The sequence below is a fragment of the Tardiphaga sp. 862_B3_N4_1 genome, assembly GCF_051811085.1.
GTDB lineage: Bacteria > Pseudomonadota > Alphaproteobacteria > Rhizobiales > Xanthobacteraceae > Tardiphaga > Tardiphaga robiniae.
The window spans coordinates 1-23,754 of record NZ_JBPWQB010000001.1; the positions used below are offsets into that span (position 1 = coordinate 1).

At 62.8% G+C, this 23,754-nt stretch carries 17 protein-coding genes, 1 pseudogene and 1 riboswitch; of the genes and pseudogenes, 10 read left to right on the top strand and 8 right to left on the bottom strand.

Annotation, left to right across the window (positions count from 1 at the left end; translation table 11 throughout):
• The 4 genes from cobN to AB8B02_RS00020 form a co-directional block, all read right to left on the bottom strand.
• A partial coding sequence (gene cobN, locus AB8B02_RS00005; RefSeq protein WP_439062755.1) for a cobaltochelatase subunit CobN occupies positions 1–3,411 on the bottom strand: 3,411 nt, incomplete at its 3' end.
• 15 nt (positions 3,412–3,426) lie between these two features.
• Positions 3,427–4,440 carry a cobalamin biosynthesis protein CobW gene (gene cobW / locus AB8B02_RS00010; RefSeq protein WP_439062756.1) on the bottom strand — a complete coding sequence of 338 codons (1,014 nt, stop codon included), beginning with the start codon at positions 4,438–4,440 and terminating at the stop codon, positions 3,427–3,429.
• Entirely contained in the window at positions 4,441–4,971 is a 531-nt protein-coding gene (gene cobU / locus AB8B02_RS00015) for a bifunctional adenosylcobinamide kinase/adenosylcobinamide-phosphate guanylyltransferase (RefSeq protein ID WP_439062757.1), read from the bottom strand.
• Positions 4,968–5,417 (bottom strand): DUF1636 family protein, encoded by a 450-nt coding sequence (locus AB8B02_RS00020; protein ID WP_439059424.1) that lies wholly within the window; start codon positions 5,415–5,417, stop codon positions 4,968–4,970. Before AB8B02_RS00020 ends, cobU begins: the two co-directional genes overlap by 4 nt.
• 109 nt (positions 5,418–5,526) lie before the next feature.
• A riboswitch (cobalamin riboswitch) is annotated at positions 5,527–5,717 on the bottom strand.
• A gap of 99 nt (positions 5,718–5,816) precedes the next feature.
• On the opposite strand from AB8B02_RS00020, the gene cobT reads away from it, so the two are divergent.
• Positions 5,817–6,872 carry a nicotinate-nucleotide--dimethylbenzimidazole phosphoribosyltransferase gene (gene cobT, locus AB8B02_RS00025; protein ID WP_439062758.1) on the top strand — a complete coding sequence of 352 codons (1,056 nt, stop codon included), beginning with the start codon at positions 5,817–5,819 and terminating at the stop codon, positions 6,870–6,872.
• Positions 6,873–7,637 (top strand): adenosylcobinamide-GDP ribazoletransferase, encoded by a 765-nt coding sequence (cobS, locus tag AB8B02_RS00030; protein ID WP_439062759.1) that lies wholly within the window; start codon positions 6,873–6,875, stop codon positions 7,635–7,637. It abuts the gene before it with no gap.
• Here cobS and AB8B02_RS00035 read toward each other — a convergent pair.
• The gene (locus AB8B02_RS00035; RefSeq protein ID WP_439062760.1) at positions 7,630–8,142 is read right to left on the bottom strand and encodes a tyrosine phosphatase family protein; all 513 of its coding nucleotides are present in this window, start codon (positions 8,140–8,142) and stop codon (positions 7,630–7,632) included. The two genes, cobS and AB8B02_RS00035, sit on opposite strands and share 8 nt — an antisense overlap.
• Positions 8,143–8,413: 271 nt before the next feature.
• Here AB8B02_RS00035 and AB8B02_RS00040 point away from each other — a divergent pair, with 271 nt between their 5' ends.
• Complete coding sequence (locus tag AB8B02_RS00040) at positions 8,414–10,402, top strand: putative bifunctional diguanylate cyclase/phosphodiesterase (RefSeq protein ID WP_439059428.1); 1,989 nt, start codon at positions 8,414–8,416, stop codon at positions 10,400–10,402.
• On the opposite strand, the gene AB8B02_RS00045 is transcribed toward AB8B02_RS00040, so the two are convergent.
• Complete coding sequence (locus AB8B02_RS00045; RefSeq protein WP_439062761.1) at positions 10,399–11,679, bottom strand: Zn-dependent hydrolase; 1,281 nt, start codon at positions 11,677–11,679, stop codon at positions 10,399–10,401. The two genes, AB8B02_RS00040 and AB8B02_RS00045, sit on opposite strands and share 4 nt — an antisense overlap.
• Positions 11,680–11,743: 64 nt before the next feature.
• Here AB8B02_RS00045 and AB8B02_RS00050 point away from each other — a divergent pair, with 64 nt between their 5' ends.
• A complete protein-coding gene (locus tag AB8B02_RS00050; RefSeq protein WP_439062762.1) occupies positions 11,744–12,526 on the top strand; it encodes an SDR family oxidoreductase in 783 nt (260 codons plus the stop codon).
• A 46-nt stretch (positions 12,527–12,572) separates the two neighbouring features.
• Here the strand turns inward: AB8B02_RS00050 and AB8B02_RS00055 are convergent.
• Together AB8B02_RS00055 and AB8B02_RS00060 are read right to left on the bottom strand one after the other, a co-directional pair.
• Positions 12,573–13,644 (bottom strand): annotated as a pseudogene (locus AB8B02_RS00055) (NAD(P)-dependent alcohol dehydrogenase).
• Positions 13,645–14,607: 963 nt separating this feature from the next.
• Entirely contained in the window at positions 14,608–15,780 is a 1,173-nt protein-coding gene (locus AB8B02_RS00060; RefSeq protein WP_089265707.1) for an isovaleryl-CoA dehydrogenase, read from the bottom strand.
• Between the two features lie 188 nt (positions 15,781–15,968).
• Between AB8B02_RS00060 and AB8B02_RS00065 the strand changes: the two genes are divergently transcribed.
• The 6 genes from AB8B02_RS00065 to mdlC all read left to right on the top strand — a co-directional run bounded on the left by AB8B02_RS00065 (position 15,969) and on the right by mdlC (position 23,747).
• A complete protein-coding gene (locus tag AB8B02_RS00065) occupies positions 15,969–17,237 on the top strand; it encodes a cytochrome P450 (protein ID WP_439062763.1) in 1,269 nt (422 codons plus the stop codon).
• A gap of 48 nt (positions 17,238–17,285) precedes the next feature.
• Entirely contained in the window at positions 17,286–18,557 is a 1,272-nt protein-coding gene (locus tag AB8B02_RS00070; protein WP_175368407.1) for a cytochrome P450, read from the top strand.
• Positions 18,558–18,624: 67 nt separating this feature from the next.
• Positions 18,625–19,800 (top strand): acyl-CoA dehydrogenase family protein, encoded by a 1,176-nt coding sequence (locus tag AB8B02_RS00075; protein WP_089265293.1) that lies wholly within the window; start codon positions 18,625–18,627, stop codon positions 19,798–19,800.
• Between the two features lie 9 nt (positions 19,801–19,809).
• On the top strand, positions 19,810–20,904 hold the full coding sequence (locus tag AB8B02_RS00080; protein WP_439062764.1) for a CaiB/BaiF CoA transferase family protein: 1,095 nt from the start codon (positions 19,810–19,812) through the stop codon (positions 20,902–20,904).
• A 25-nt stretch (positions 20,905–20,929) separates the two neighbouring features.
• Positions 20,930–21,781: an FAS1-like dehydratase domain-containing protein gene (locus tag AB8B02_RS00085; RefSeq protein ID WP_439062765.1), complete on the top strand. Its 852-nt coding sequence runs from the start codon at positions 20,930–20,932 to the stop codon at positions 21,779–21,781.
• Positions 21,782–22,118: 337 nt separating this feature from the next.
• Complete coding sequence (mdlC, locus tag AB8B02_RS00090) at positions 22,119–23,747, top strand: benzoylformate decarboxylase (protein WP_439062766.1); 1,629 nt, start codon at positions 22,119–22,121, stop codon at positions 23,745–23,747.
• Positions 23,748–23,754: the final 7 nt, after the last annotated feature.

Below are 23,754 nucleotides of genomic sequence, written 5' to 3' on the forward strand. Positions count from 1 at the left end.
AGCGATCCATTTCGGATTGGAGCCGCGGCCGCGCACCACCCGCGAGATCTCATGCGCCAGCGGCCGGGCAATCGGCGCTTCGGGGCGCGACGTATCGATATGGGCGATGCGCGGCGCCGAGCCACGCAGCGTCTGCACCGTCGCCGCGAGGCCGCCGATGAACTGGTAATAGTCGTCGGAATCCAGAATGTCGTGCTCGCGATTGTCCTGCGCCTGCGCGACGAGATCGACGCCCCTCAGCCGTTCGGCGAATTCGCCTCGCGCGTCCTCGCCGTCAGTTCCGCTGCCGTAGGCGTAACCACCCCAATCGAGATAGACGTCGGAGATATCAGCGCGATTGCTCCAGCCGCCCTCGTCCATCAGCGCCTGCAAGCCTGCACCGTAAGCACCGGGCTTGGAGCCGAACACACGGCGCGTCGCCTGTCGCCGTGCAATCTCGCAGGTCATGCCACCGGCTTCGAGCGTGCGGGCACGCGCGCGGACATTGGCGGCAATAGGATTGGCGTCGTCGGGTTCGTCAAGTTCGGCCACGGCACTCACGGCGGAGCCGATGATGTCCATCTGGGTCGGGAACGCATCGCGGAACAGGCCGGAGACACGGAAGGTCACATCCACGCGTGGGCGCTTCAGCTCAGACAGCGGCGTAATGGCAAAGCCGGTGACACGGCCGGAGGTTTCCTCCCACAACGGCCGTGCACCAATCAGCGCCAATGCCTGCGCGACATCGTCACCGCCGGTGCGCATATTCGCGGTGCCCCAGGCCGACAGCGCGATCGCCCGCGGCCACTCGCCGGCTTCCTGCCAATAACTCTCGACCAGCCGTTCGGCCGCCAGCTGTCCGATGCGCCAGGCTGATGGCGTCGGCACCGCGCGGACGTCGACGGCGAAGAAGTTACGTCCGGTCGGCAGCACATCAGGACGCCCGCGCGTCGGCGCGCCAGACGGGCCAGGCCGCACGAATTGACCGTCGAGTCCTCCGAGAAATGCGGCCGTCTCCGCGCCACCGCAGGCATCGATGGCGGGTCGCAGTGTCGTAGTGATCCAGCCGAGCACATCGGTGGCGCGCGTCCAGGTGGGATCGCAGAGCAGCTCGCCGGAGACAAGTTGCAGCGCGAGCCCTTCGATTCGTTCGACGGTGTCACCTGTAGTGCGCCACACTGCATCGCTGACATCGGCAAGAACGCCGGGGCGCGGGCCGAGATAGTCATCGGCCATATCACGGGTGAGCGGGTCGAACGTGCCAAGACCGAGATCGGCAGCCAATGCGCGATGCAGTGACGCATCCTGCGGCTTGATGTCCGAGCGCGGCAGGCGCGCGATGGATACAAGGAGATCATTGCGCTGCGCGTCCTCGGGCACGCGGCCAAAGATGTGCAATCCGTCGCGGATCTGCATCTCCTTGAGATCGCAGAGGTGTGCGTCGAGCGCGCGCAGCGCCTCGCCCGTCGGCATGTCGCGAGCGACATTGACGTCGGCATCGATCTGCTGCGCGCGGGCGAGCGACAGGATGTCTTCGGCGATCACGGCAGCGCGCTTGGGATCGAGATCGGTCGCCATGGCATATTCGTCGACCAGGTTCTCCAGCCGCGCCAGATCGTCGTGCAATTCGGCCCGCGTCATCGGTGGTGTCAGGTGATCGATGATCACGGCGGAGGTGCGGCGCTTGGCCTGAATACCCTCGCCGGGATCGTTGACGATGAACGGATAGAGATGCGGCAGCGGACCGAGTACGGCATCGGGCAGACAATCGGCTGACAGACCGGCGCTTTTCCCCGGCAGCCATTCGAGATTGCCGTGCTTGCCGAGATGCACCACCGCATGGGTATCAAAGCCGCGACGCAGCCAGAGATAAAAGGCGAGATAGTGATGCGGCGGTACCAGATCGGGATCGTGATAGGTGCTCTTGGGATCGATATTGTAACCGCGTGCCGGCTGCACACCGACAGTGATATTGCCGAAACGATGCAGGCCGAGACGGAATGCACCGTCGACCACATGCGGATCGTTCTCAGCTTTGCCCCAGCGTGACTCAATAGCCAGCCGCACATTGGTCGGCAGCGTCGCAAAGGCCGCGTGATAGTCAGCCAGCGGCCACGTCACGCCACCGCTTCGCTCCGCGCGACCGGCAAGCGCATTCGTTGGCCCCTGTTGCAATAGCTGCATCATGGCGGCCGTCGTGTCAGGCGCGTCACCAGTGCCGTAGCCGGCTTCGCGCATCGCGGCGATCACATCGATCAGGCTCTGCGGCGTATCGAGGCCGACGCCATTGGCAAGGCGTCCATCGCGATTGGGATAATTGGCCAGGATCAGCGCGACGCGTCGTTGGCGCGCCGCAGCGCGGCGCAAGCGCACCCAGGCGCGCGCCAGATCAGCGGTCGCATCAATCCGATCCTGCACTGGCTGCAATGTTGTCGGCGCAAAGCCGCCGTCGCTGGCGCCACGTTCCTTGAAGGCGATGGCATTGGCGAAGATGCGGCCATCGACTTCCGGCAACACCACATGCATCGCCAGATCGCGCGGCGTCAGGCCGCGAGTAGAGGCTTCCCAGCTGGCGCGCGAGATGCCGGCCTGCGCGACCTGCAGAATCGGACAGCCGGAGGCCGACAGCACGCCGGCATCGTCATGCGCGGTCGCTGTGGCGAAGGCCGTGGCGTTGATGATGATCTCGGGCGGATAGGCCGCAAGCGCGGCGCGCAGGAATGCGGCGGAGCGCTCATCTTTCAGGCTGGTGACATAGAGGCAAACGGCGTTGAGACCGCGCGCGCTCAAAGACAGACGCACCGCATCGATCGCGGCGGTGTCCCCACCTGCGACCAGCGCACGATAGAAGATCACGATGGCATTGGGCCGATCATCTGGTGTCGGTTCACTCGGCCAGAACCCGGCCGACGGCATCGGCCGCGCGGCGGGAGGTTGCTCGCCGTGGCCTATCAGATGCGCGGCATAGCGCAGCGCGAGTTGCGCGTTATCGACACCGCCCTCGCTGCAATAGCGCCAGAGTGCGTGGGTGTCATCGCTGCTGACAGTGCCACGTGCAGCCAGCTCGGCATTCCAGTCCATCTCGCCGGGCAGGCAGGCGAACTTGCTACCGCGGCTCAGCGCGTCGCTGCGCAGACTCTCCACACCATGGGGCCAATAGCTGATGCCGCCGAGCATGCGCAGCACCACGATCTTCGCCTCAGCCAGCGTGCGCTCGACATAGAGATCGACCGACGCGGGATGACCGAGCGCCAGCATGTTGGTGAAGCGCACGCTGGGGAAATCGCTCGGCAGTGTCGCATGCGCCGCATTGAACGCCGCCAGATCGCTGTCAGCCGCCGACAGCACGACGATATCGGCGGTGTCCTGCCCGAGATCGCGGGCGACGTCGCCGTCGTCAATGTTGCCGGAGGTATCGAGCTTCAGATGCATGCGGGTGAACCTGCGTTACCCGGCGAGTGCCTTTCGCACGGCGTCGCCGTCGAATCCCTTGAGGCCGATGACCACCAGATGCTCGGCCTGCATCACGTCCGGCCGGGCGAAGGCGAGTTCAACGCGGGCACCGACGGCCTGCACGACGATCGGCGCAGATTTATCGGCGATGCGGGCATGGCCCTTCACACGGAGGACGCCGTCGAGGCCAAGCGCGTCGCTGATGCGCGCTCGCATCGCATCGATGCTCGCAGCAGCGGTGGGTTTGACGACGATGCTGTCGAAATCGTCATGGTCGTGTTCTTCTTCCTCGCCGTGATGGCCGACACGAGCGGCCATGTCGTCCTCGGCGGCGGCATTGAGGCCGATCAGCACCGATGGCGCGAGATCGCCCTTCGAGCGCACGATGCTGACACCGGGGCGCAACACGGCTTTCAGCTTGGCTTCGATCTCGGCGAGTTTTTCCGGAGCGACGAGATCGCTCTTCGACAAAACCACCAGATCAGCGCAAGCGAGCTGGTCCTCGAACACTTCCTCGATGGGGTCGTCGTGTTCGATGCCTTCGTCCCTGGCGCGCTGTTCGGCAACAGCGTCTTCGTCCAGCGTGACACGGCCTTCAGAGAGCGCCAGTGCGTCGACGACAGTGACGACGCCATCGACAGTGGCGCGAGTCTTCACCGCCGGCCAGGCAAAGGCCTTCAACAGCGGCTGCGGCAGCGCGAGGCCGGAGGTCTCGATGACGATGGCATCGAGTGGACGCTCGCGCGACAGCAGCTTATCCATGGTCGGCACGAAGTCGTCGGCGACGGTGCAGCAGATGCAGCCATTGGTAAGCTCGACGATATCGCCGGGCGCACAGGCCTTTGCCGCGCATTCCTCGACCAGACCGCCATCGAAACCGGCATCGCCGAACTCATTGACGATCACGGCGATGCGGCGGCCATCAGCCTGGGTCAGCAGCGAGCGTAGCAGCGTGGTCTTGCCGGCGCCGAGAAATCCGGTGAGGACGGTGACGGGAACGCGGGACATTCAATTCTCCTGGGAACGCTTGAGCCAGAGCGGAAGCCCGGCTGCAATGAAAGCAACATTCGGCACGGCGGCCGCGATGATCTGGTTGAGCCGGCCCTGCGCATCGCGAAATGCGCGGCCGAGCGGTGTCTCCGGTACGAGGCCGAGGCCGACTTCGTTGGACACGAACACGATTGGATAGCGCGAGACATCGAGAAAACGCACGAGGCGCTTCGCCTCGATCTCCGGATCGCGCTCGGCAAACATCAGATTCGACAGCCATAGCGTCAGGCAATCCACCAGCACGACGCGGCCGACCGTCGCCTCGCGCGTCAGCGCATCGACCAGCGCCAGCGGCTCTTCCACGGTGATCCAGCCTTCGCCGCGCTGCCTGCGATGCTGCGCGATGCGGGCATGCATCTCGTCGTCACCGGCCGTCGCAGTGGCCAGATAGATTTTCGTCAGGCCGATGCCATCGACCAGCTTTTCGGCGAAGGACGACTTGCCCGAGCGCGCACCACCCAGCACCAACGTGGTAGAGGTCGCGGTCATTTCGGCGCACGCCCATCTTCAGGCGACCACCGCATCGGCGGCACGCGCGCGACCATGCCCTTGCGCAGCACCTCGGCGCGCTCGCGCCATGGCACCAGGCCGTAGTCGGCCTTCTGATAGGACTCCACGAAAGACACCAGCGCCGCGCTGCCGCTATCGGTCTGCAGATCGCCGAACAGGAACGTGTAGCCGTCAGGGCTCGTCACCGCGACGGTTGCTGGCCGCTTGCAGACGCTGAGACACTGCACCGGACGCACCATCACGGCGGCATCGCCCTCGCCGAGCGCGGCCTTCACCGCGTCGAACATGTCCGGCCCGATGATCGTGCCGGTTTCGGCGGCCTTGCAGCTGATGCACACGCTCACGACAACGGGACCAGCCGGCACAGGGCGCGGCGGTTCGACCGAAATTTGTTCGCCAGAGATATCGGCGCTGTCGTGATCCATCACATGCTCAGTTCATGCCCTCACGGGCCTACGAGCTTTGTTGGATCGCGCCGACAGCATGGCCGTCGGTTCGCTCCCGTCCGGTGCACCCCGCCCCGACGACGCCTCCAAAGCACAGTTCGTGATGGCAGGTCTCCTGGCTTGCGAGTCATAGCCTGTTGCCGCCTTCCCAAGAATTCTGAAGAATTCCCAGTGGCACCGGCGCGGGCTCGTCGCTTACAGTTGCGGGGGCAGCGCCGGCCTCAAACCGGCTTCCCTATTCACCTTCCACGCGGAAGGACCATCGCAAAAGACGCTATCTGCCGGGTGCGCCGGGGTCAACCGCGCCGACGGACTGTCGCCCGGACCTGTTGACCTTGTAGGTCGTCTTGCGTCAGTTAGGCCGCGAAAAGGAACCCTATGCCCGCTTATTCCCAGTCCTTGTGGCAGCCGCCCGCCATTGCGCCTGTTGACCCGCAGATCGCGGCAGGCATCCGCGCCGTCATCGACGGCAAGGCCAAACCGCCGGGATCGCTGGGGAGAATCGAGGACCTGGCGCTGCAGCTCGGCATGATCCGGCATCCGGGCGAGCCCCGCGGCGACAATGCCGTGCTGCTGGTCTTCGCGGGGGATCACGGACTCGTAGCCGAAGGCGTGTCGCAATATCCGTCGGCGGTCACGGTCGCGATGGTGATGACCTATCTGGCCGGCCGCGCCACGGCCAATGCTTTCGCCGCGGCCAATGACATCGGTGTGCGCGTGATCGACATCGGCGTCGCCGCCGAGCTGCCGGTGCACCCGAAGCTGGTCGATGCAAAGGTTCGCATGGGTACGGCGAATGCCGCGCGCGAGCCAGCGATGACGGCAGAGCACGCGGCCGATGCGCTGACGCGCGGCTTCAGAATCGCCGTCGGTGAGATCAAGGCCGGCGCAGACATCATCGCGCTCGGCGAGATGGGAATTGGCAACACGGCCTCATCGGCACTGGTGGTTCATCGACTCGCGCCGGCCCCCCTGGATGATTGTATCGGCGTTGGCGCCGGGCAGGATGATGCCGGCATGGCGCGCAAGCGCGCGGCGATCACGAAGGCGGCAGCACGCAGCGACGCAACTGCGCCGCTGGATGTGCTTGCCGAATTCGGCGGACTGGAAATCGCAGGCATGGCCGGAGCGATCCTCGGCGCAGCTTCGCAACGACGGCCGGTGATCATCGACGGCTTCATCTCCAGCGCCGCGGCACTGCTCGCCGTTCGCCTGTGCCCGGCTGCACGCGACTACTGCGTCTTCGCACACCGCTCGGCCGAACGCGGCCATGACATCGTGCTGAACGCGCTCGATGCCAAGCCGCTACTCGATCTCGGCTTGCGGCTCGGTGAAGGCACCGGCGCGCTGCTTGCGGTGCCGTTGGTCCGTGCTGCGGCGCGCATGCTGACCGACGTCGCCAGCCTCGACGACGTGCTGGCCGGAAAGATCTAGATGAGGCCGGATCCGCATCTCTTAAATGCGATCCGTTTCCTGACGGTGCTGCCGGTACCGGCAACTATCGACGCGCAAGGGCCTGACTGGCTTGCGCGTGCAATGAAGTATTTTCCGGTGGTCGGCGCCGGCATCGGCGCTGCATCCGCAATCGTGTTTCTCGTTGCCGGCGAATTCTGGTCACCGCTGATTTCCGCCCTGCTGGCGATCACGACAAGCATCGCTCTGACCAGCGCGCTGCATGAAGACGGCCTCGCCGACACAGCTGACAGCTTCGGCGGGGGCTGGACCGTCGAGAAGCGCCTTGCGATCATGAAGGACAGCCGCATCGGCACCTACGGGGCGCTCGCACTTTGCCTGGGCACGGCGCTGCGTATCGCGGCCCTCGCCATATTACCACTGTGGGCAGGTGCGGCAGCGCTGATCGCCGTCCACGCCGCAGCACGCGCCATGCCGGCCTTCGTGATGAACCGCCTGCCCTATAGCGGCGATACCAGCGCGATGAAGGTCACTTACGCCGAGGCGCCCGTGCGATTTGAGGAATCGTTGTTTGCACTTGTTGTGGTCGTGCTTGCGGCGATCCCGCTGATGCTCATCTCGGTCGTATCGCTTTTTGCGGGTCTTCTGCTCGGCGCAGCGCTCGCCGCACTGCTCGCACTCTGGTCGCGTCGTCTGATCGGTGGTTACACCGGCGACGTGCTCGGTGCTGTGGAGCAACTATTCGAGATCGGCTTTCTGCTTGGTGTCGCGGCCCTGATCAAATAGGCCAGTTCAACGGCAATCGATAAGGCTCACCTTCAAAAGCGTCCGCACCGCGGCCGATGCGTGCGATGGCTTCGACCATGCGGCCGTCGCGGCCAAGCTGTTCGTCGGCCAACTGCACCATCAATTTGTTTGGTGTCACGTAAGGAGAGCGTTTGCGGAGTTCATCTGCAATCGCCCCCTCGTAGCCGGGATTGCGATCGCAGGCGATGGCGTAAGCCGCAGCGCTGGAACGGCTGATACCTGCCCAGCAGTGAATGAGCATCGGGCGATCAGCGATGCTGCCGCGGCCGAATTGAAGAATGGCACCCATGACGTCGGCATCTGGCGCGATCAGGTCCGGCGTCACCTCGACGATATCGTGAAAAGTCAGTTCCACATGACGCTCACGCGCCAACCCGCTCCAGTCGCGCTCGCTCGCGGCGGGCGACAGAAGGGTCAGCAGATCGAAGGACGGCAGTGAGTTTGCCACAGCAGCAAGGCCTCCGAGCGAGCTCACATAGATCATTCGAACACCCTGCTCGCTGTTGTCATGTTCTTCCTCTCACCCACGGCGAATGGACCTTCTTCAACCTCATGCCGCTGCGATGTCGCTGACGCAAGGTCGGTTTCTTAATACCACCCCCGACCTTTTCGCACCTGCACCATCGCAAACAGAAGAAAATACACCAATCAGAACAATTGGTTACTCGCTCGAACTTTAGACAACCGAGGCAGGCCAATCTTAAAGAAGTTGCGATAGGTATCTAACTTACCAGTGCAGAGTCCAGGACGGTACGATGCTGAACTACTTCGAAATGGCGGCATCACAAATCGGAACGATCTTCCGCGTGCCGCGCGAAAACCCCGAACTGGTGGAAGCGAAACTCGCTGCCTTCACCCGTCAGGTGCCGATGATGTATGCGCTGGTGGTCGTCAACACGACGGCACTTGCGATCACCTTTTATGGTACTGCGCCACATCTGCTTACCGTCTATCTCCCTGCTGCATTCGATGCAATCTGTGTGATCCGGATACTGAGCTGGCTGAGAGCGCGGAACACCACGCTGTCACTCAATCAGGCCGTCGAGAAGCTCACCGGCTCGATCATCTTTGCAGGCATTCTCGGCGTCGCGTTCACTGCCTGGAGCCTCAGCCTGTTTCCCTATGGCGACGCCTATAGCAAAAGCCACGTTGCGTTCTTTATGGCCGTCACATCGATCGGCTGCGGTTTCTGCCTCATGCATCTGCGCGCGGCAGCGCTGATCGTAATGGCGCTGGTTGTCGTGCCTTTCGCGTTCTTTTTCGGCTCCAGCGACAATGTCGTCTTCGTCTCCATCGCCTTCAACTTCGTCGTGGTTATCGGGGCCGTTCTCTTCATGCTGCTCGGCAATTACTCCGACTTCGAGAAGCGGGTGAATTCGGAGAAGGCGCTGCGTATCAAGCAGGCTGAACTGCAGGTGCTGAGCGACAAGAATTTCCGGAATTCGAATATCGACAGCCTCACCGGTCTCCCCAATCGCCGGAACTTCTTTGCCGAGCTCGAGCGCGGCATTGTCAACACTGAGCACAGTAGCGGCGGCCTGCTGCTCGGTATCCTGGATCTTGACGGCTTCAAGCCGATCAACGACATCCATGGGCACCACACGGGTGATCGCTTGCTGGTCGAAGTCGCAGACAGACTGCGTGCACATCTCGCCCCTCACGTGTTTCTGGGCAGACTGGGCGGCGACGAATTCGTCATGTTCAGCGACCAATTGCTCGACCCGGACGCGATTGTTGAGGCGGAAGAGAGCATCGAGAACCTGTTCGACATCCCGTTCGAGATTGATAACATTACAGTTAGCATCAGCTGCTCGATCGGATATGCGGAATTTCCGGACACAGCCAGGACCGCGCAGGATTTGTTCGAGCGCGCCGATTACGCGCTGTTCTTTGCCAAGCAGCACAAGCGTGGCAAGGCCGTTCGGTTTTCTGCAGAACACGAAGCCGATATCCGCGAGGCCTCCTCTGTGAGTCGGGCCCTGGCCAGTGCCGACCTCGAACGGGAATTGTGGATCGCCTACCAGCCGATCATCGACGCAGAAACACAACAGCCCGCGAGCTTCGAAGCCCTGGCGCGCTGGAAGAGCCCGGAGCTGGGCAATGTTCCACCGATGAGCTTCATTGTCGCCGCCGAGCGCTCAGGCATGATCGGCCAGTTGACACCGTTGCTGCTGCGCAAGGCCCTTGAAGGTGCAGCGACATGGCCGGAGCATGTCCGGATTTCGTTCAACCTCTCTGCGGTGGACGTCGCCTCTCCCCTGTCGATCCTCAAGATCATTGCTGTTGTCCAGCAAAGCAAGGTGAAGGCCAGCCGCATCGACTTCGAGATTACCGAGACGGCCGTGATGGGCAATCTCGCACAGGCGACCGAAGCGCTGAATGCCCTGAAGGCTCTGGGGGCCCGCATCTCGCTGGATGATTTTGGCACCGGCTATTCGAGCCTGAGCTGCATTCGCGAATTGCCGCTGGACAAGGTCAAGATCGATCGCAGCTTCATCAGCAAGATCGAGACGGATTCTGCCGCGCGCCTGATCCTGCGCACCATGCTCGGACTGTGCAACGGCCTCGGTCACGACTGCATCGTCGAGGGCGTCGAGAGCGGCGAACAGGTCGACTTCCTGCGCAAGGAGCACTGCCGTTTCATGCAGGGCTACTTCTTCGCCAAGCCCATGGGCATCGAGCAGGTCGGCGATTATCTGGCTTCTGTTCAACACGGCGTGCTGGCCGAACGCACCGCCAGCTAGTCGTTCTGTCCGTCGAGTAGCCGCACCGCCTCGAACAGTGTTGCCGCCCCGACGGCCAATTGCTCGGGCTCCGACCATTCCTCCGGGCAATGGCTCTTGCCGTCCTTTGACGGAATGAAGAGCATCGCGCTGCGGCCGATATGCGACATGAAAGCCGCGTCGTGACCGGCCCCCGACGCCAGCCGCGTCGTGGAATAGCCGAGCTTGGCAGCGCTATGCCCGAGAACATCGAGCAGGTGATCGTCGCAAGGCACGGGAGGATTTTGCGAAATCAACGCGAAACGTTCACGTTCGACCTTGGCGCGTTTGGCGATGGCGAGGCTCTCGCGGTCGAGCAGTGCCACGAATTCATCGACCAGCGCGGCCTTCTCTGCGCGAATATCGAGGATCATGCGCGCACCGCCGGGGACGACATTCGCAGCGTTCGGGCTGATCTCGAGGATCCCCGTGGTGGCGACGAAGTGGCCCTGCTTGCGCGCCGCAAACGCCTTGGCCTGCTGAGCGACGAGCAGCACGAGTTCGGCGGCGGGCAAGCTTGCATCCCTACGATATTCCATCAGCGTCGAGCCGGCGTGATCGGCGGCGCCCTTCAGCACGATCTCGACGCGGGTGATGCCGGCGATCCCGGTGACGAGACCGAGATCGAGCTTCTTGCTTTCCAGCACCACGCCCTGCTCGATGTGCAATTCGAGATAGCCAACGAATTCCGGCTTCTGCATCGCGGCGATGGCGGCGGGATCACCGCCGACGCGCTTGATGGCATCGGCCAGCGACTCACCCGCTGCATTGGTGTAAGTCAGCATCCTGGCATCGAGCTCGCCGACCATGGCGCGGCTGCCGACGCATGACAGGCCGTATTCGCTGGGCTCCTCGGCGAGGAAATCCACGATCTCGATCGGATGTCGCGATTTGTAGCCGGACGCCTGCAGCGCGCGCACCGCCTCCAGTGCCGTGAGGATGCCGGAGATGCCGTCGAAGCGGCCGCCGGATGGCACCGTATCGGAATGCGAGCCGAGCATGATCGGCGGCAGGCCTGCGACACTACCTTCCAGCCGTGCGATCACGTTGGCGGCGGCATCCATGCGCACCGTCATGCCGGCTGCGATATATTGCTCATGCAGCCACGCACGGCCGTCGAGGAAGCGCTGCGAGAACGATCGCCGCGTCCATGGCTTGTCGGGATCGGTGATGGCGGCCAGCGCCATATGGTCGTCCCAGAGGCGGTTCTGATCGATGGGCGGCTTGGTGTCGGTCGGCATGATCGGCATGAGGCTCATGAGTTGGCGGCACTGGCGCCGGCGCGATTATTGTTGAACACTTTGGCCATCGTGAAGCAAGACGATGGACATCGAGAAGCAAGAAACGATCGGGGAGAAAATCGTGAGCAGCAAGACCAGGATCGCATGGGTGACCGGCGGCGGCACCGGAATCGGCAAAGCGGGCGCAGCGGCGCTGCTGGCCGACGGCTGGACGGTGGTTATTTCCGGCCGCCGGGCCGATGTGCTGAAGGGCGTCGCCGATGAACTCGGCGCCGGCGGCAAGCCGGTTGAAACAATGGCGCTGGATGTCAGCAATGCCGACGACGTCGGCAAGGTGGCACAGGCCATCCTCGCCAGACATGGGCGTATCGATCTTCTGGTCAATAGCGCCGGCGTCAACCTGCCGAAGCGGAGCTGGGAAGACGTCACGCAGGACGGCTGGGACCAGATCGTCGACATCAATCTCAATGGCGTGATGTATTGCATGCGCGCGGTGCTGCCGGCGATGCGGGCGCAGAAGGACGGCTGCATCATCAATGTCGCCTCATGGGCCGGGCGCATCGTGTCGAAGATGACGGGGCCGGCCTATACGGCCACCAAACATGCCGTGCTGGCGCTGACGCATTCCTTCAACATGGACGAATGCGTCAACGGCTTGCGCGCCTGCTGTCTCTCGCCCGGCGAAGTCGCCACTGACATCATGAAGAACCGTCCGGTGCCGCCGAGTGACGAGGTGATGGCGCGGATGCTGCAGCCCGACGATCTCGGCAAGACCATCGCCTTCATCGCCAGCATGCCGCCGCATGTCTGTATCAATGAGGTGCTGATCAGCCCGACCTGGAATCGCAGCTTCCTGGCCATGTGAGCGCGTCAAAGGCAGCCAGCGCCCTTCGCGCTGGCCGCCGCCCGCCTCACGGCGTGATTGCGACCTTCAACACGCCATCGCGCTGGTGCGAGAACAGATCGTAGGCTTTTCGATATCGTCCAGTTTGTAGTGATGCGTGACCAGCGACGTCAGGTCGACGCGGCCGGAGGCGACGACGTTCATCAGCCGTCGCATCCGCTCCTTGCCACCGGGGCACAGGCTGGTGACAATCGTGTTATCGCCGAGGCCCGCCGAAAAAGCGCTCAGGGGAATCTGCAGATCCGTCGAATAGACGCCAAGGCTGCTCAGGGTGCCGCCCGGCCGCAGCGCGCGCAGTGCCGATTCGAAGGTGCCTTGCGTACCGAGCGCTTCGATAGCCACATCGACGCCGCGGCCGTCGGTGAGGTCCATGATCTGCTTGACCGGATCACCCTTCTTGAAGTCGACGACGATATCGGCGCCGAGCCGTTTGGCGACCTCGATGCGCGCGGGTACCGTATCGACACCGATGATCGTGGTCGCGCCCATCAGCTTCGCGCCCGCGAGGGCGCAGAGTCCGATCGGCCCAGAGCGAACACCACCACCGTGTCGCCGATCCTGATGCCGCCGCGTTCGGCGCCGGCAAATCCCGTCGACATGATGTCCGGACACATCAGCACCTGCTCATCCGTCAACGCGTCGGGCACTGGACTGAGATTGACCATGGCATCGGGTACCAGCACGTACTCGGCCTGTGCGCCATCGATCGTATTGCCGAACCGCCAGCCGCCGGTCGCCTTGAAACCGTGCTTGGTTCCAGCGCCATCCTGCGATGAGCAGCCACAGAGACATGCGTAACTGTGGCCGCTCGGCGTGATGGCGCCGGCAATGACGCGCTGGCCCTCGCGATAGCCGGTGACGGCGCTGCCGAGCTTCTCAATGATACCAACCGGCTCGTGTCCGATGGTCAGCCCTTTCGCGACCGGATATTCACCCTTGAGGATATGCACATCGGTGCCGCAGATCGTAGTGGTCGTGATGCGCATCAGCGCATCGAGCGGGCCGACGTCAGGGATCGGCTTGTCATCCAGAACGATACGCCCCGGTTCGACAAATATCGCAGCCTTCATTTTCGGCATGATCCTGCTCCTGCTTGCGATGGTGCGTCGATCGACGCGATGAGCCAATCATCTGCGCATTTTGCCGTGACAGGATTGAGGTGGATCAAGTGGCGATGGCTTTTGAATGTCTCTGAAGTGGCGGACACACAGCCGCGCTTCTGCGTTGCTCTTGATTCAATTTGTCAAACAGCCACTGTTCTTCAGGCATGCGTCATCGCCCCCATTGTTTGCGGCGCGGGGGCGCCGTCGTCGCTTGCATTCCCGCCCCCTTGTGGGAGGGCGTGCGGAACGCCGGGTGCCCGTTGCACCCTTGGGCCTGATGCGATGCGGTCTTCCGCAATTGAGAGTGCATCAGGACTTTCGGAGGCGCCGAGCAAGTGCCCGACGTTCCGCCTGCGGTGTTTTTTCGGTTGCTTGCACTTTGCCTCGACGAACGCTCCGATCGCGAATTAAAGTCCCAAGGCGATGGGAAGGGAGCCTCAAGCGAATAGGCCGAACGCGTTTTGACTTGGTCGTCCGTCACACTGTCCAGGGAGTCTTTCCATCCCAAGGTCGGCCGTCTCCTTGCCAGTGGCAGTGCTGGCGCAGATCCGTCCTGCCCGAAGACAGACGTCACCCATGAACCGCGTAACGCCGCATCTCCGGCGTCCACCGCATCCTGCCCCGCGAACGTGACGATCGCGATCGCCCCTCTCGGTGGGGCAGGACAAAGGGGAATATAATCAAGATAGGGATGCTGTCAACGGGAGATAGGAAAAAATGTTTGGGGCGCCCCACGCTGTCATTCCGAGGCGCGGCCGGCACTTGCCGGACGCGAACCCGGAATCCCAGCATGGGAGTTTCTGATCGTGCCAAACACGTCGGGATTCCCCGCCACTCCAATTGGAGTGGCTGAGGTTCGCGCTATGCCGGCTTGGCCGGCGACGCGCGCCCCGGAATGACGAGCCAAGGCGCACGTCCCGAAATGACGGCGTGAAAACCTCACCCGTTCTTCGCAAACAGCTCCCGCCCGATCAGCATCCGCCTGATCTCGCTGGTGCCGGCGCCGATCTCGTAGAGTTTGGCGTCACGCAGCAGGCGGCCGGTGGGATAGTCGTTGATATAGCCATTGCCGCCGAGCAGCTGGATCGCGTCGAGCGCGCATTGCGTGGCGCGTTCCGATGCGTAGAGGATGGCGCCGGCGGCATCCTCGCGGGTGGTTTCGCCGCGGTCGCAGGCTTTCGCGACTGCATAGACATAAGCGCGCGCCGAACTCAGCGCGACATACATGTCGGCGATCTTGCCCTGCACGAGCTGGAAGTTGCCGATAGGTTCGCCGAATTGCTTGCGCTCGTGGACATAAGGCTGCGCGACGTCGAGACAGGCCTGCATGATGCCGAGCGGCCCCGCCGCGAGCACCGCGCGCTCGTAATCGAGGCCGGACATCAGGACATTGACGCCGCGACCGACCTCGGCGAGCACGTTCTCCTCGGGCACCTCGCAATCTTCGAAGACGAGTTCGCAGGTATCCGAGCCGCGCATGCCCAGCTTGTCGAGCTTCTGCGCCGTCGAAAAACCCTTCATGCCCTTTTCGATGATGAAGGCGGTGATACCGCGCGGGCCGGCAGCCGGATCGGTCTTGGCATAGACCACCAGCGTCTGCGCCACCGGGCCATTGGTGATCCACATCTTGTTGCCGTTGAGAACGTAGCGGTCGCCCTTCTTGTCGGCGCGGGTCTTCATCGACACCACGTCCGAGCCCGAACCAGGCTCGGACATCGCGAGGGATCCCACATGTTCGCCCGAGATCAGCTTCGGCAGATATTTGCGCTTCTGCGCCTCGTTGCCATTGCGACGCAACTGATTGACGCAGAGGTTCGAATGCGCGCCATAGGACAGGCCCACCGACGCCGAGGCGCGCGAAATCTCTTCTACCGCGATGACGTGTTCGAGATAGCCGAGCCCGGCGCCGCCGAACTCTTCCTCCACCGTGATACCGTGCAGGCCGAGCGCGCCGATCTTGGGCCAGAGATCGAGCGGGAACTGGTTGGTCTTGTCGATGGCTTCGGCGCGCGGCGCGATCTCGTTCTGGGAGAAGTCACGCACGGTCTCGCGAATCGCGTCCGCAGTCTCGCCGAGATCAAAATTGAACATCCGTTGAGCGTTCGCAATCACAGGGTCGCCTCCGGTCAGAACGGCGCGCAAGCGCACCGGTTTTGTTGATTGAAATCACCATGTCACGGGCCGAACGGGCTGAGAAGAGGCATAAAGTGGTCCTTGCTCTTGGCCCCGCAACGGGTTGTAATTCATCCAAATAAGCCCTCCGGGACCAACCACGGAAGGCATGCCAGGGGAGAGAACTGATGCTCGATCGCGTCCAGGATTCCGACAGCAGCAAATCCGCCCAAGCCGCCGCTCGCGCCCAAGCTTACGGGATGCCGCTCGATGAATTCGATCCCGGCAATCCCGAACTATTCCGCACCGATACGTTCTGGCCCTATTTCGAACGGCTGCGCCGCGAGGATCCCGTCCACTACTGCAAGGACAGCATGTTCGGACCGTATTGGTCGGTGACCAAGTACAACGACATCATGCAGGTCGAGACCAATCACGCCACCTACTCCTCCGCGGCAGCATTCGGCGGCATCACCATCCGCGATGCCGGTGTGCAGTTCCGCCGGCCGATGTTCATTGCCACAGATCCGCCGCATCACAGCGCCCAGCGCAAGACAGTGGCGCCGATGTTCGCACCTCACCACATGGATGAACTCTCCAGCCTGATCCGCAGTCGTACTGCCGAGGTGCTGGACTCCCTGCCCCGCAACGAGACCTTCGACTGGGTCGATCGCGTCTCGATCGAATTGACCACACAGATGCTGGCGACCCTGTTCGACTTCCCGTGGGAGGAGCGCCGCAAGCTCACTCACTGGTCGGATGTCGCCACCATGTTGCCACCCACGCCCGAGGCCGAGCTGGAGCGGCAGAGAGAACTGCGCGAATGCGGCGAGTATTTCGGGCGACTGTTTCAGGAGCGACTCAATGCGCCGCCGAAGAGCGACCTGATATCGATGATGGCGCACAGCGAGGCCACGCGGCATCTCGATCCGGAGAGTTTTCTCGGCAACATCATTCTGCTGATCGTCGGCGGCAACGACACAACGCGCAATTCGATGTCCGGCGGCGTCTATGCGCTCAATCAATTCCCCGGCGAATATGACAAGCTGCGCGCCAATCCCGCGCTGATCGAGAGCATGGTGCCGGAGATCATCCGCTGGCAGACGCCGCTCGCACATATGCGGCGCACGGCGGTGCAGGATGCCGAGCTCGGCGGCAAGCAGATCAAGAAGGGTGACAAGGTCGTAATGTGGTACGTCTCGGGTAATCGCGATGACGAGGTCATCGAAAACCCCAACGAATTCATCATCGACCGCGTACGCCCGAACCGCCATCTGTCATTCGGCTTCGGCATCCACCGCTGCGTCGGCCTCAGACTTGCCGAACTTCAATTGAAGATTGTGTGGGAAGAGATCATGAAGCGCTTCGACAGGATCGAAGTCGTCGGCGAGCCGCGCCGCGTCTTTTCGAGCTTCGTGAAGGGCTATGAAACACTGCCTGTGCGGATCGCTGGCTGAACCAGCGAGCGCAACGGCTCAGGATCGATTTTTTGGAGAGCAGACGCCATGAATATCCAAGCCAGGATCAATCCTGACAAAGCCGAGATCCAGCGCGTCGCGCGCGAGATCGCCTATTCGACGCCGCTGAAGGACTTCCATCCCGGCGCGCCGAAACTGTTCGCAACCGATACGCTGTGGCCGTTCTTCGAAAGGCTGCGCAAGGAAGAGCCGGTGCATTACTGCACCAATGCACCGATCGAGCCCTATTGGTCGGTGACCAAGTATCACGACATCATGCATGTCGACACCAATCACGGCATCTTCTCGTCCGACGTGAAGCATGGCGGCATCGCGATCCGCGACGTGCCGGAAGGCTATGACTGGCCGAGCTTCATCGCCATGGATGAACCGAAGCACAGCGCACAGCGCAAGACCGTGACGCCGATGTTCACGCCAACGCATCTCGACGAGATGGCGGTGCTGATCCGTGGGCGCGTGTGCAAGGTGCTCGACGGATTGCCACGCGGCGAGACCTTCGACTGGGTCGAACGCGTCTCGGTCGAACTCACCACGCAGATGCTGGCGACCTTGTTCGATTTCCCGTGGGAAGAGCGCCGCAAGCTGACGCGCTGGTCGGACGTGTCCACCGCGCTGCCAAAAAGTGGAATCGTGTCGTCGGAGGAAGAGCGCCGCCGCGAGATGGACGAATGCGCCGCCTATTTCCAGAAGCTCTGGAACGAGCGCGTGAATTCCGACCCGCGGAATGACCTCATTTCCATGATGGCGCATAGCGACGCGACGCGCTTCATGGATCCCGACACACTGATGGGCAATATCATCCTGCTCATCGTCGGCGGCAACGATACCACCCGCAACACCATGACCGGCTCGGTGCTGGCGCTGAACGAGAACCCCGACCAGTATCAGAAGTTGCGCGACAATCCGTCGCTTATCGAGACCATGGTCCCCGAAGTGATCCGCTGGCAGACGCCGCTGGCGCATATGCGCCGTACCGCCATGCAGGATACTGAACTCGGCGGCAAGACCATCAAGAAGGGCGACCGGGTGGTGATGTGGTACGTCTCGGGCAACCGCGACGAGGAGGTGATCGAGCGGCCGAACGAGTTCATCATCGACCGCGCGCGACCGAAGATTCACCTGTCATTCGGTTTTGGCATACACCGCTGCGTGGGCATGCGCCTGGCGGAGTTGCAATTGAGGATCGTTTGGGAGGAGATACTGAAACGGTTCGAGAACATCGAAGTTGTGGGGGAACCCAAGCGCGTGTATTCGAGCTTCGTTAAAGGCTATGAGACCCTGCCGGTTCGGATCACGTAAGACCGCAGGATTTCGTAATGCCGGTCAGGATTCATAATTTTCCCCTCAAGAAGAGAAGCTCAATTCCTTGACGAAACACCATCCCGCGGAACAGGACGAATTCCACGATATCCGCGATGCCGTTGCAAAACTGTGCGCACAGTTCCCCGGTGAATACTGGCGCAAGCTCGATCGCGAGATGGCCTATCCGAAGGCTTTCGTCGATGCATTGACGGAAGCCGGATACCTGTCGGTTCTGATCCCCGAGGAATATGGCGGCTCCGGCCTCAAGCTGTCGGCTGCAGCGGCAATCCTCGAAGAGATCCAGCGCGCCGGTTGCAACGGCGGCGGCTGCCACGCGCAGATGTATACGATGGGCACGGTGCTGCGTCATGGCAATGACGAGCAGAAGGCCAAGTGGCTGCCGAAGATCGCCAGTGGCGAAGTTCGCCTGCAGGCCTTCGGCGTCACCGAGCCGACCTCGGGCACGGACACGTCGTCGCTGAAGACGGTGGCGAAGAAGGACGATAACGGCGACTACATCGTCAACGGCCAGAAGATCTGGACCAGCCGCGCCGAATATTCCGACCTGATGGTGCTGCTCGCGCGCACCACGCCGAAGGAACAGGCGGCGAAGCGCACCGATGGTCTGTCGGTGTTTCTGGTGGACATGAAAGAGGCCAAAAAGAACGGCCTCGAGATCCGCCCGATCCGCACCATGATGAATCACGCCACCACCGAAGTGTTCTTCACCGACATGAAGGTGCCGGCGGAAAACCTGATTGGCGAAGAAGGCAAGGGCTTCCGCTACATCCTCTCCGGCATGAATGCCGAGCGCATCCTGATCGCCAGCGAATGCGTCGGCGATGCCAAGTGGTTCATCGCCAAGGCGAGCGCTTATGCCAAGGAGCGTCAGGTGTTCGGTCGCCCGATCGGCCAGAACCAGGGCATCCAGTTCCCCATCGCCAAGGCCTATGCGAATATGCGCGCGGCCGAGCTGATGGTGAAGGAAGCGCTGCGCAAATACGAAGCCGGCATGGAATGCGGCGCCGAGGCCAACATGGCCAAGATGCTCGCGGCCGATGCATCCTTCGAGGCGGCCAATGCCTGTATCCAGACTCATGGCGGTTTTGGATTTGCCGAGGAATACGACGTCGAGCGCAAGTTCCGCGAGACGCGTCTGTATCAGGTGGCGCCGATCTCGACCAACCTGATCCTGTCCTTCGTGGCCGAGCATGTGCTCGGCATGCCGCGCTCATATTGAGATAGACATATGCTGCCGCTCAAGGGACTGACCGTCATCGCCGTTGAACAGGCGGTGGCCGCACCATTCTGCAGTTCGCGGCTCGCGGATGCCGGCGCGCATGTCATCAAGATCGAGCGCCCCGAAGGCGACTTTGCCCGTGGCTATGACGCCGCGGCGAAGGGCCAGAGCAGCTACTTCGTCTGGCTCAACCGCGGCAAGGATTCCGTGGTGGTCGATCTCGCGACGCCGGAAGGCCGCAAGGCGATGGAAGAGCTGATCGCCACTGCCGACGTGCTGATCCAGAACCTCAAGCCCGGGTCGATGGACAAGCTCGGCTTCACGCGCGAGCGGCTGCGCAAGGACTATCCGCGGCTGATCTGCGCCACCATCACCGGCTATGGCGATACCGGCCCCTATGCCCATCGCAAGGCCTATGACCTGCTGATCCAGGCCGAAAGCGGCCTCGCCTCCATCACCGGCGGCCCCGAAGGCCCGTCGCGCGTCGGTGTCTCCATCGTCGATGTCGCCACCGGCGCCGCCGCGCATGCGGCGATCCTTGAAGCGCTGATCGGGCGTTCGGTGACTGGCGAAGGCGCCGATATCCGCATCTCGATGTTCGATGTGATGGCGGACTGGCTCACCGTGCCGCTGCTCAATGCCGAAGCCGGCAACGAGCCGAAGCGCATGGGTCTCGCCCATCCTTCGATCGCGCCCTATGGCGTGTTTCGCTCCAAGGACGGCAAGGACATCCTGATCTCGATCCAGAGCGAGCGTGAGTGGAAGATCCTCTGCGCCAAGGTGCTGGGGAATGCCGACCTCGCCGCCGATCCGCGCCTCGTCAACGGCGTCGAGCGCGTGCGCAACCGCGCCTTCACCGACCAGACCGTCAGCGACATCTTCGGATCGCTCAGCCGCGACGAACTCCTGAAGCGCCTGACCGACGCCGATATCGCCTTTGCCGAAGTGAACACCATGGCGGACCTCACCACCCATCCGCATCTGCGCCGCATCACCGTCAACACGCCGAATGGCGAAGTGTCCTATCCGGCACCGGCCGCGATCTGGGTCGATGCGCCGCGCAGCTATGGCGCGGTGCCCGGCATCGGCGAAGTGCAGAAGTAAACTTCAAGATCAGACGGAGGTCATCATGACCGACAAGCTCGACATCGATCATCTCAAGCAGTGGATCGGTCGCACCATTGAGGCCTCCGACGTCGTGACTGCGCAGCTCGTGAAGGGCCTGTGCGCGACATTGTTTCTCGACATCGGCACGCCGAAGCCCGGCGACGCCGCGCCCTTCACCACGCAGTGGTGCCTGGCGCAGCCGGTGGCGGCGATGGACAGACTCGGACCCGATGGTCACCCCGCGCGCGGCGGCTTCCTGCCGCCGGTGCCGCTGCCGCGCCGCATGTGGGCGGGCGGCGAAGTGCAGTTCATCGAGCCATTGCTTGTGGGCGACGAGGTCACGCGCACGTCAAAAATCCTCGACGTCAATCTCAAGACCGGCTCCACCGGCGCGCTGTGCTTCGTCAATGTCGAGCACCTGATCACCACCAAGCGCGGCCTCGCCATCCGCGAGCGGCAGGACATCGTCTACAGGGACATGCCGACCAGCATGGCGCCGCCGGCGCCCGCGCCCAAGGAAGTGCCAAAGGCCCAGCATCAGGAAACGCATTACGCCGATCCCGTGCTGCTGTTTCGCTACTCGGCGCTGACCTTCAACGGCCACCGCATCCATTACGACCGCGATTATGTCACCAAGGTCGAGTTCTATCCGGGCCTCGTGTTTCACGGCCCGCTGCAGGCGGCCCTGCTGGTGGAGTTTGCGGCAAAGCTGAAGGGCGGCAAGGCGCCGGCCAAGTTCAGCTATCGCGGCGTGTCGCCGCTGTTCGATGGCGCTGATTTTTCGGTGAATGCGAATGAGACGGCGGACGGGCTCGACGTCTGGACGGCGAACCATCAGGGCGCGCCGACCATGAAGGCGACCGCGAGCTGGTAATCGCAGCGACACTCCGACCTAACCTCTCCCCGCATTGCGGGGAGAGGTCGCCGCGTCTTCGCGGCGGGTGAGGGGCCGCACGCTATAGAGACCCAGTGGCCTCACCTATCGGATCTCGACTTTTCGATCCGCAATCTCCCCCGCCTTTCGCGGGCTATGTGCCCCGCCCCTCACCCCACCCCTCTCCCCACGCAAGAGCGGGGAGAGGGAGCGACAGCGCGCGCCGCTCGGTCGGCGCGGTTTCACCCTCCTCCCCGATTGACTCCCCGCCCCCTCCTGCTGTTGATGAGTCAACACCACACGGCAGACAACTGCCCGATCCCGTGAGGAAACGACCTTGGCCCGCGACAGCAACAAAACCGCCGCCCGTAGTCCCGTGACCGTCAAGGACGCCACGCTCAATCTGCTGCGCGGCTTCGGCATCACCAAAGTCTTCGGCAATCCCGGCTCCACCGAACTGCCGTTTCTGTCAGACTGGCCGGACGATATCGATTATGTGCTCGGCCTGCAGGAAGCTTCCGTGATCGGCATGGCCGATGGCTATGCGCAGGCGACGCGCAATGCCGCTTTCGTCAATCTGCATTCCGCCGCCGGTGTCGGCCATGCGCTGGGCAATATCTACACCGCGCATCGCAATCAGACACCGATGGTCATCACCGCGGGCCAGCAGGCGCGCAGTATTTTGCCGCTGCAGGCGTTTCTCTATGCCGAGCGCGCGTCGGAATTTCCGCGGCCCTATGTGAAATACAGCGTCGAGCCCGCACGTGCCGAGGATGTGCCCGCCGCGATCGCGCGCGCCTATTATGTGGCGATGCAGCCGCCTTGCGGACCGACTTTCGTGTCGGTGCCGATCGACGATTGGACGCGTCAGGCCCAACCTCTTGAAGCACGTTATGTGAGCCGCGAGCTCGGGCCAGATCCCAAGGCGATGCAGGAACTTGTCGCTGCACTCAACACAAGCAAGAACCCTGCATTGATCGTCGGCCCCGGCATCGACCGCGCAAACGCCGTCGATCTCATGGTCAGCGTTGCTGAGAAAACGAAGGCCGCCGTCTGGGTCAGTCCGTTCTCGGCGCGTTGCAGTTTCCCGGAACTTCATCCGCAATTCGCGGGGTTCCTGCATGCGTCGCCGGCACAGCTCTCCGACGCGCTGCGCGAACACGATCTGGTCGTCGTGATCGGCGCGCCGGTCTTCACTTTCCATGTGGAAGGCCACGCCGCGATCTTCGATGGCGACACCACGATCTTCCATATCACCGACGATGCGGACTCCGCCGCCGTGGCGCCGATCGGCACCAGCATCATCGCGACCATGAAGCCGGCCCTCAAGCTGCTGCTCGATCTGCTGCCAGACACCAACCGACATGTCGCGAAGGGCCGCATCCTGCCGCCGCCGCCCGCAGGTGCTGACCCGATCCCGATAGATTATCTGCTGCACACGCTGTCGCGGGCCATGCCATCGGATGCGATGCTGGTGGAAGAAGCGCCCTCGCATCGCCCAGCGATGCAGAAGTATCTTCCGATGCGCGGCGCCAACAGTTTCTACACCATGTCGTCAGGCGGTCTCGGCCACTCCCTGCCGGCATCTGTCGGCATGGCGCTGGGCTATCCCAATCGGCGCACCGTCTGCCTGATCGGCGACGGCTCCGCCATGTATTCGATCCAGGCACTGTGGACCGCCGCGCAGCGCAAATTGCCTTTAACCATAGTAGTTATCAACAATTCCGGTTACGGCGCGATGCGTTCCTTCAGCCAGGTGATGCAGGTGCGCAATGTTCCCGGGCTGGATCTGCCCGGTCTGGATTTCGTCAAATTGGCCGAAGGCATGGGCGCGCATGCGGTGCGCATCAGCAAATCATCGGAACTTGCGGGCGCTTTCGCGGCCAGTCTGCAACATCCGGGCGTCAGCCTTGTCGAAGTCATCGTCGACTCGGCCGTTCCCGTGCTTTATGGACAGAAGCATTGATATGACG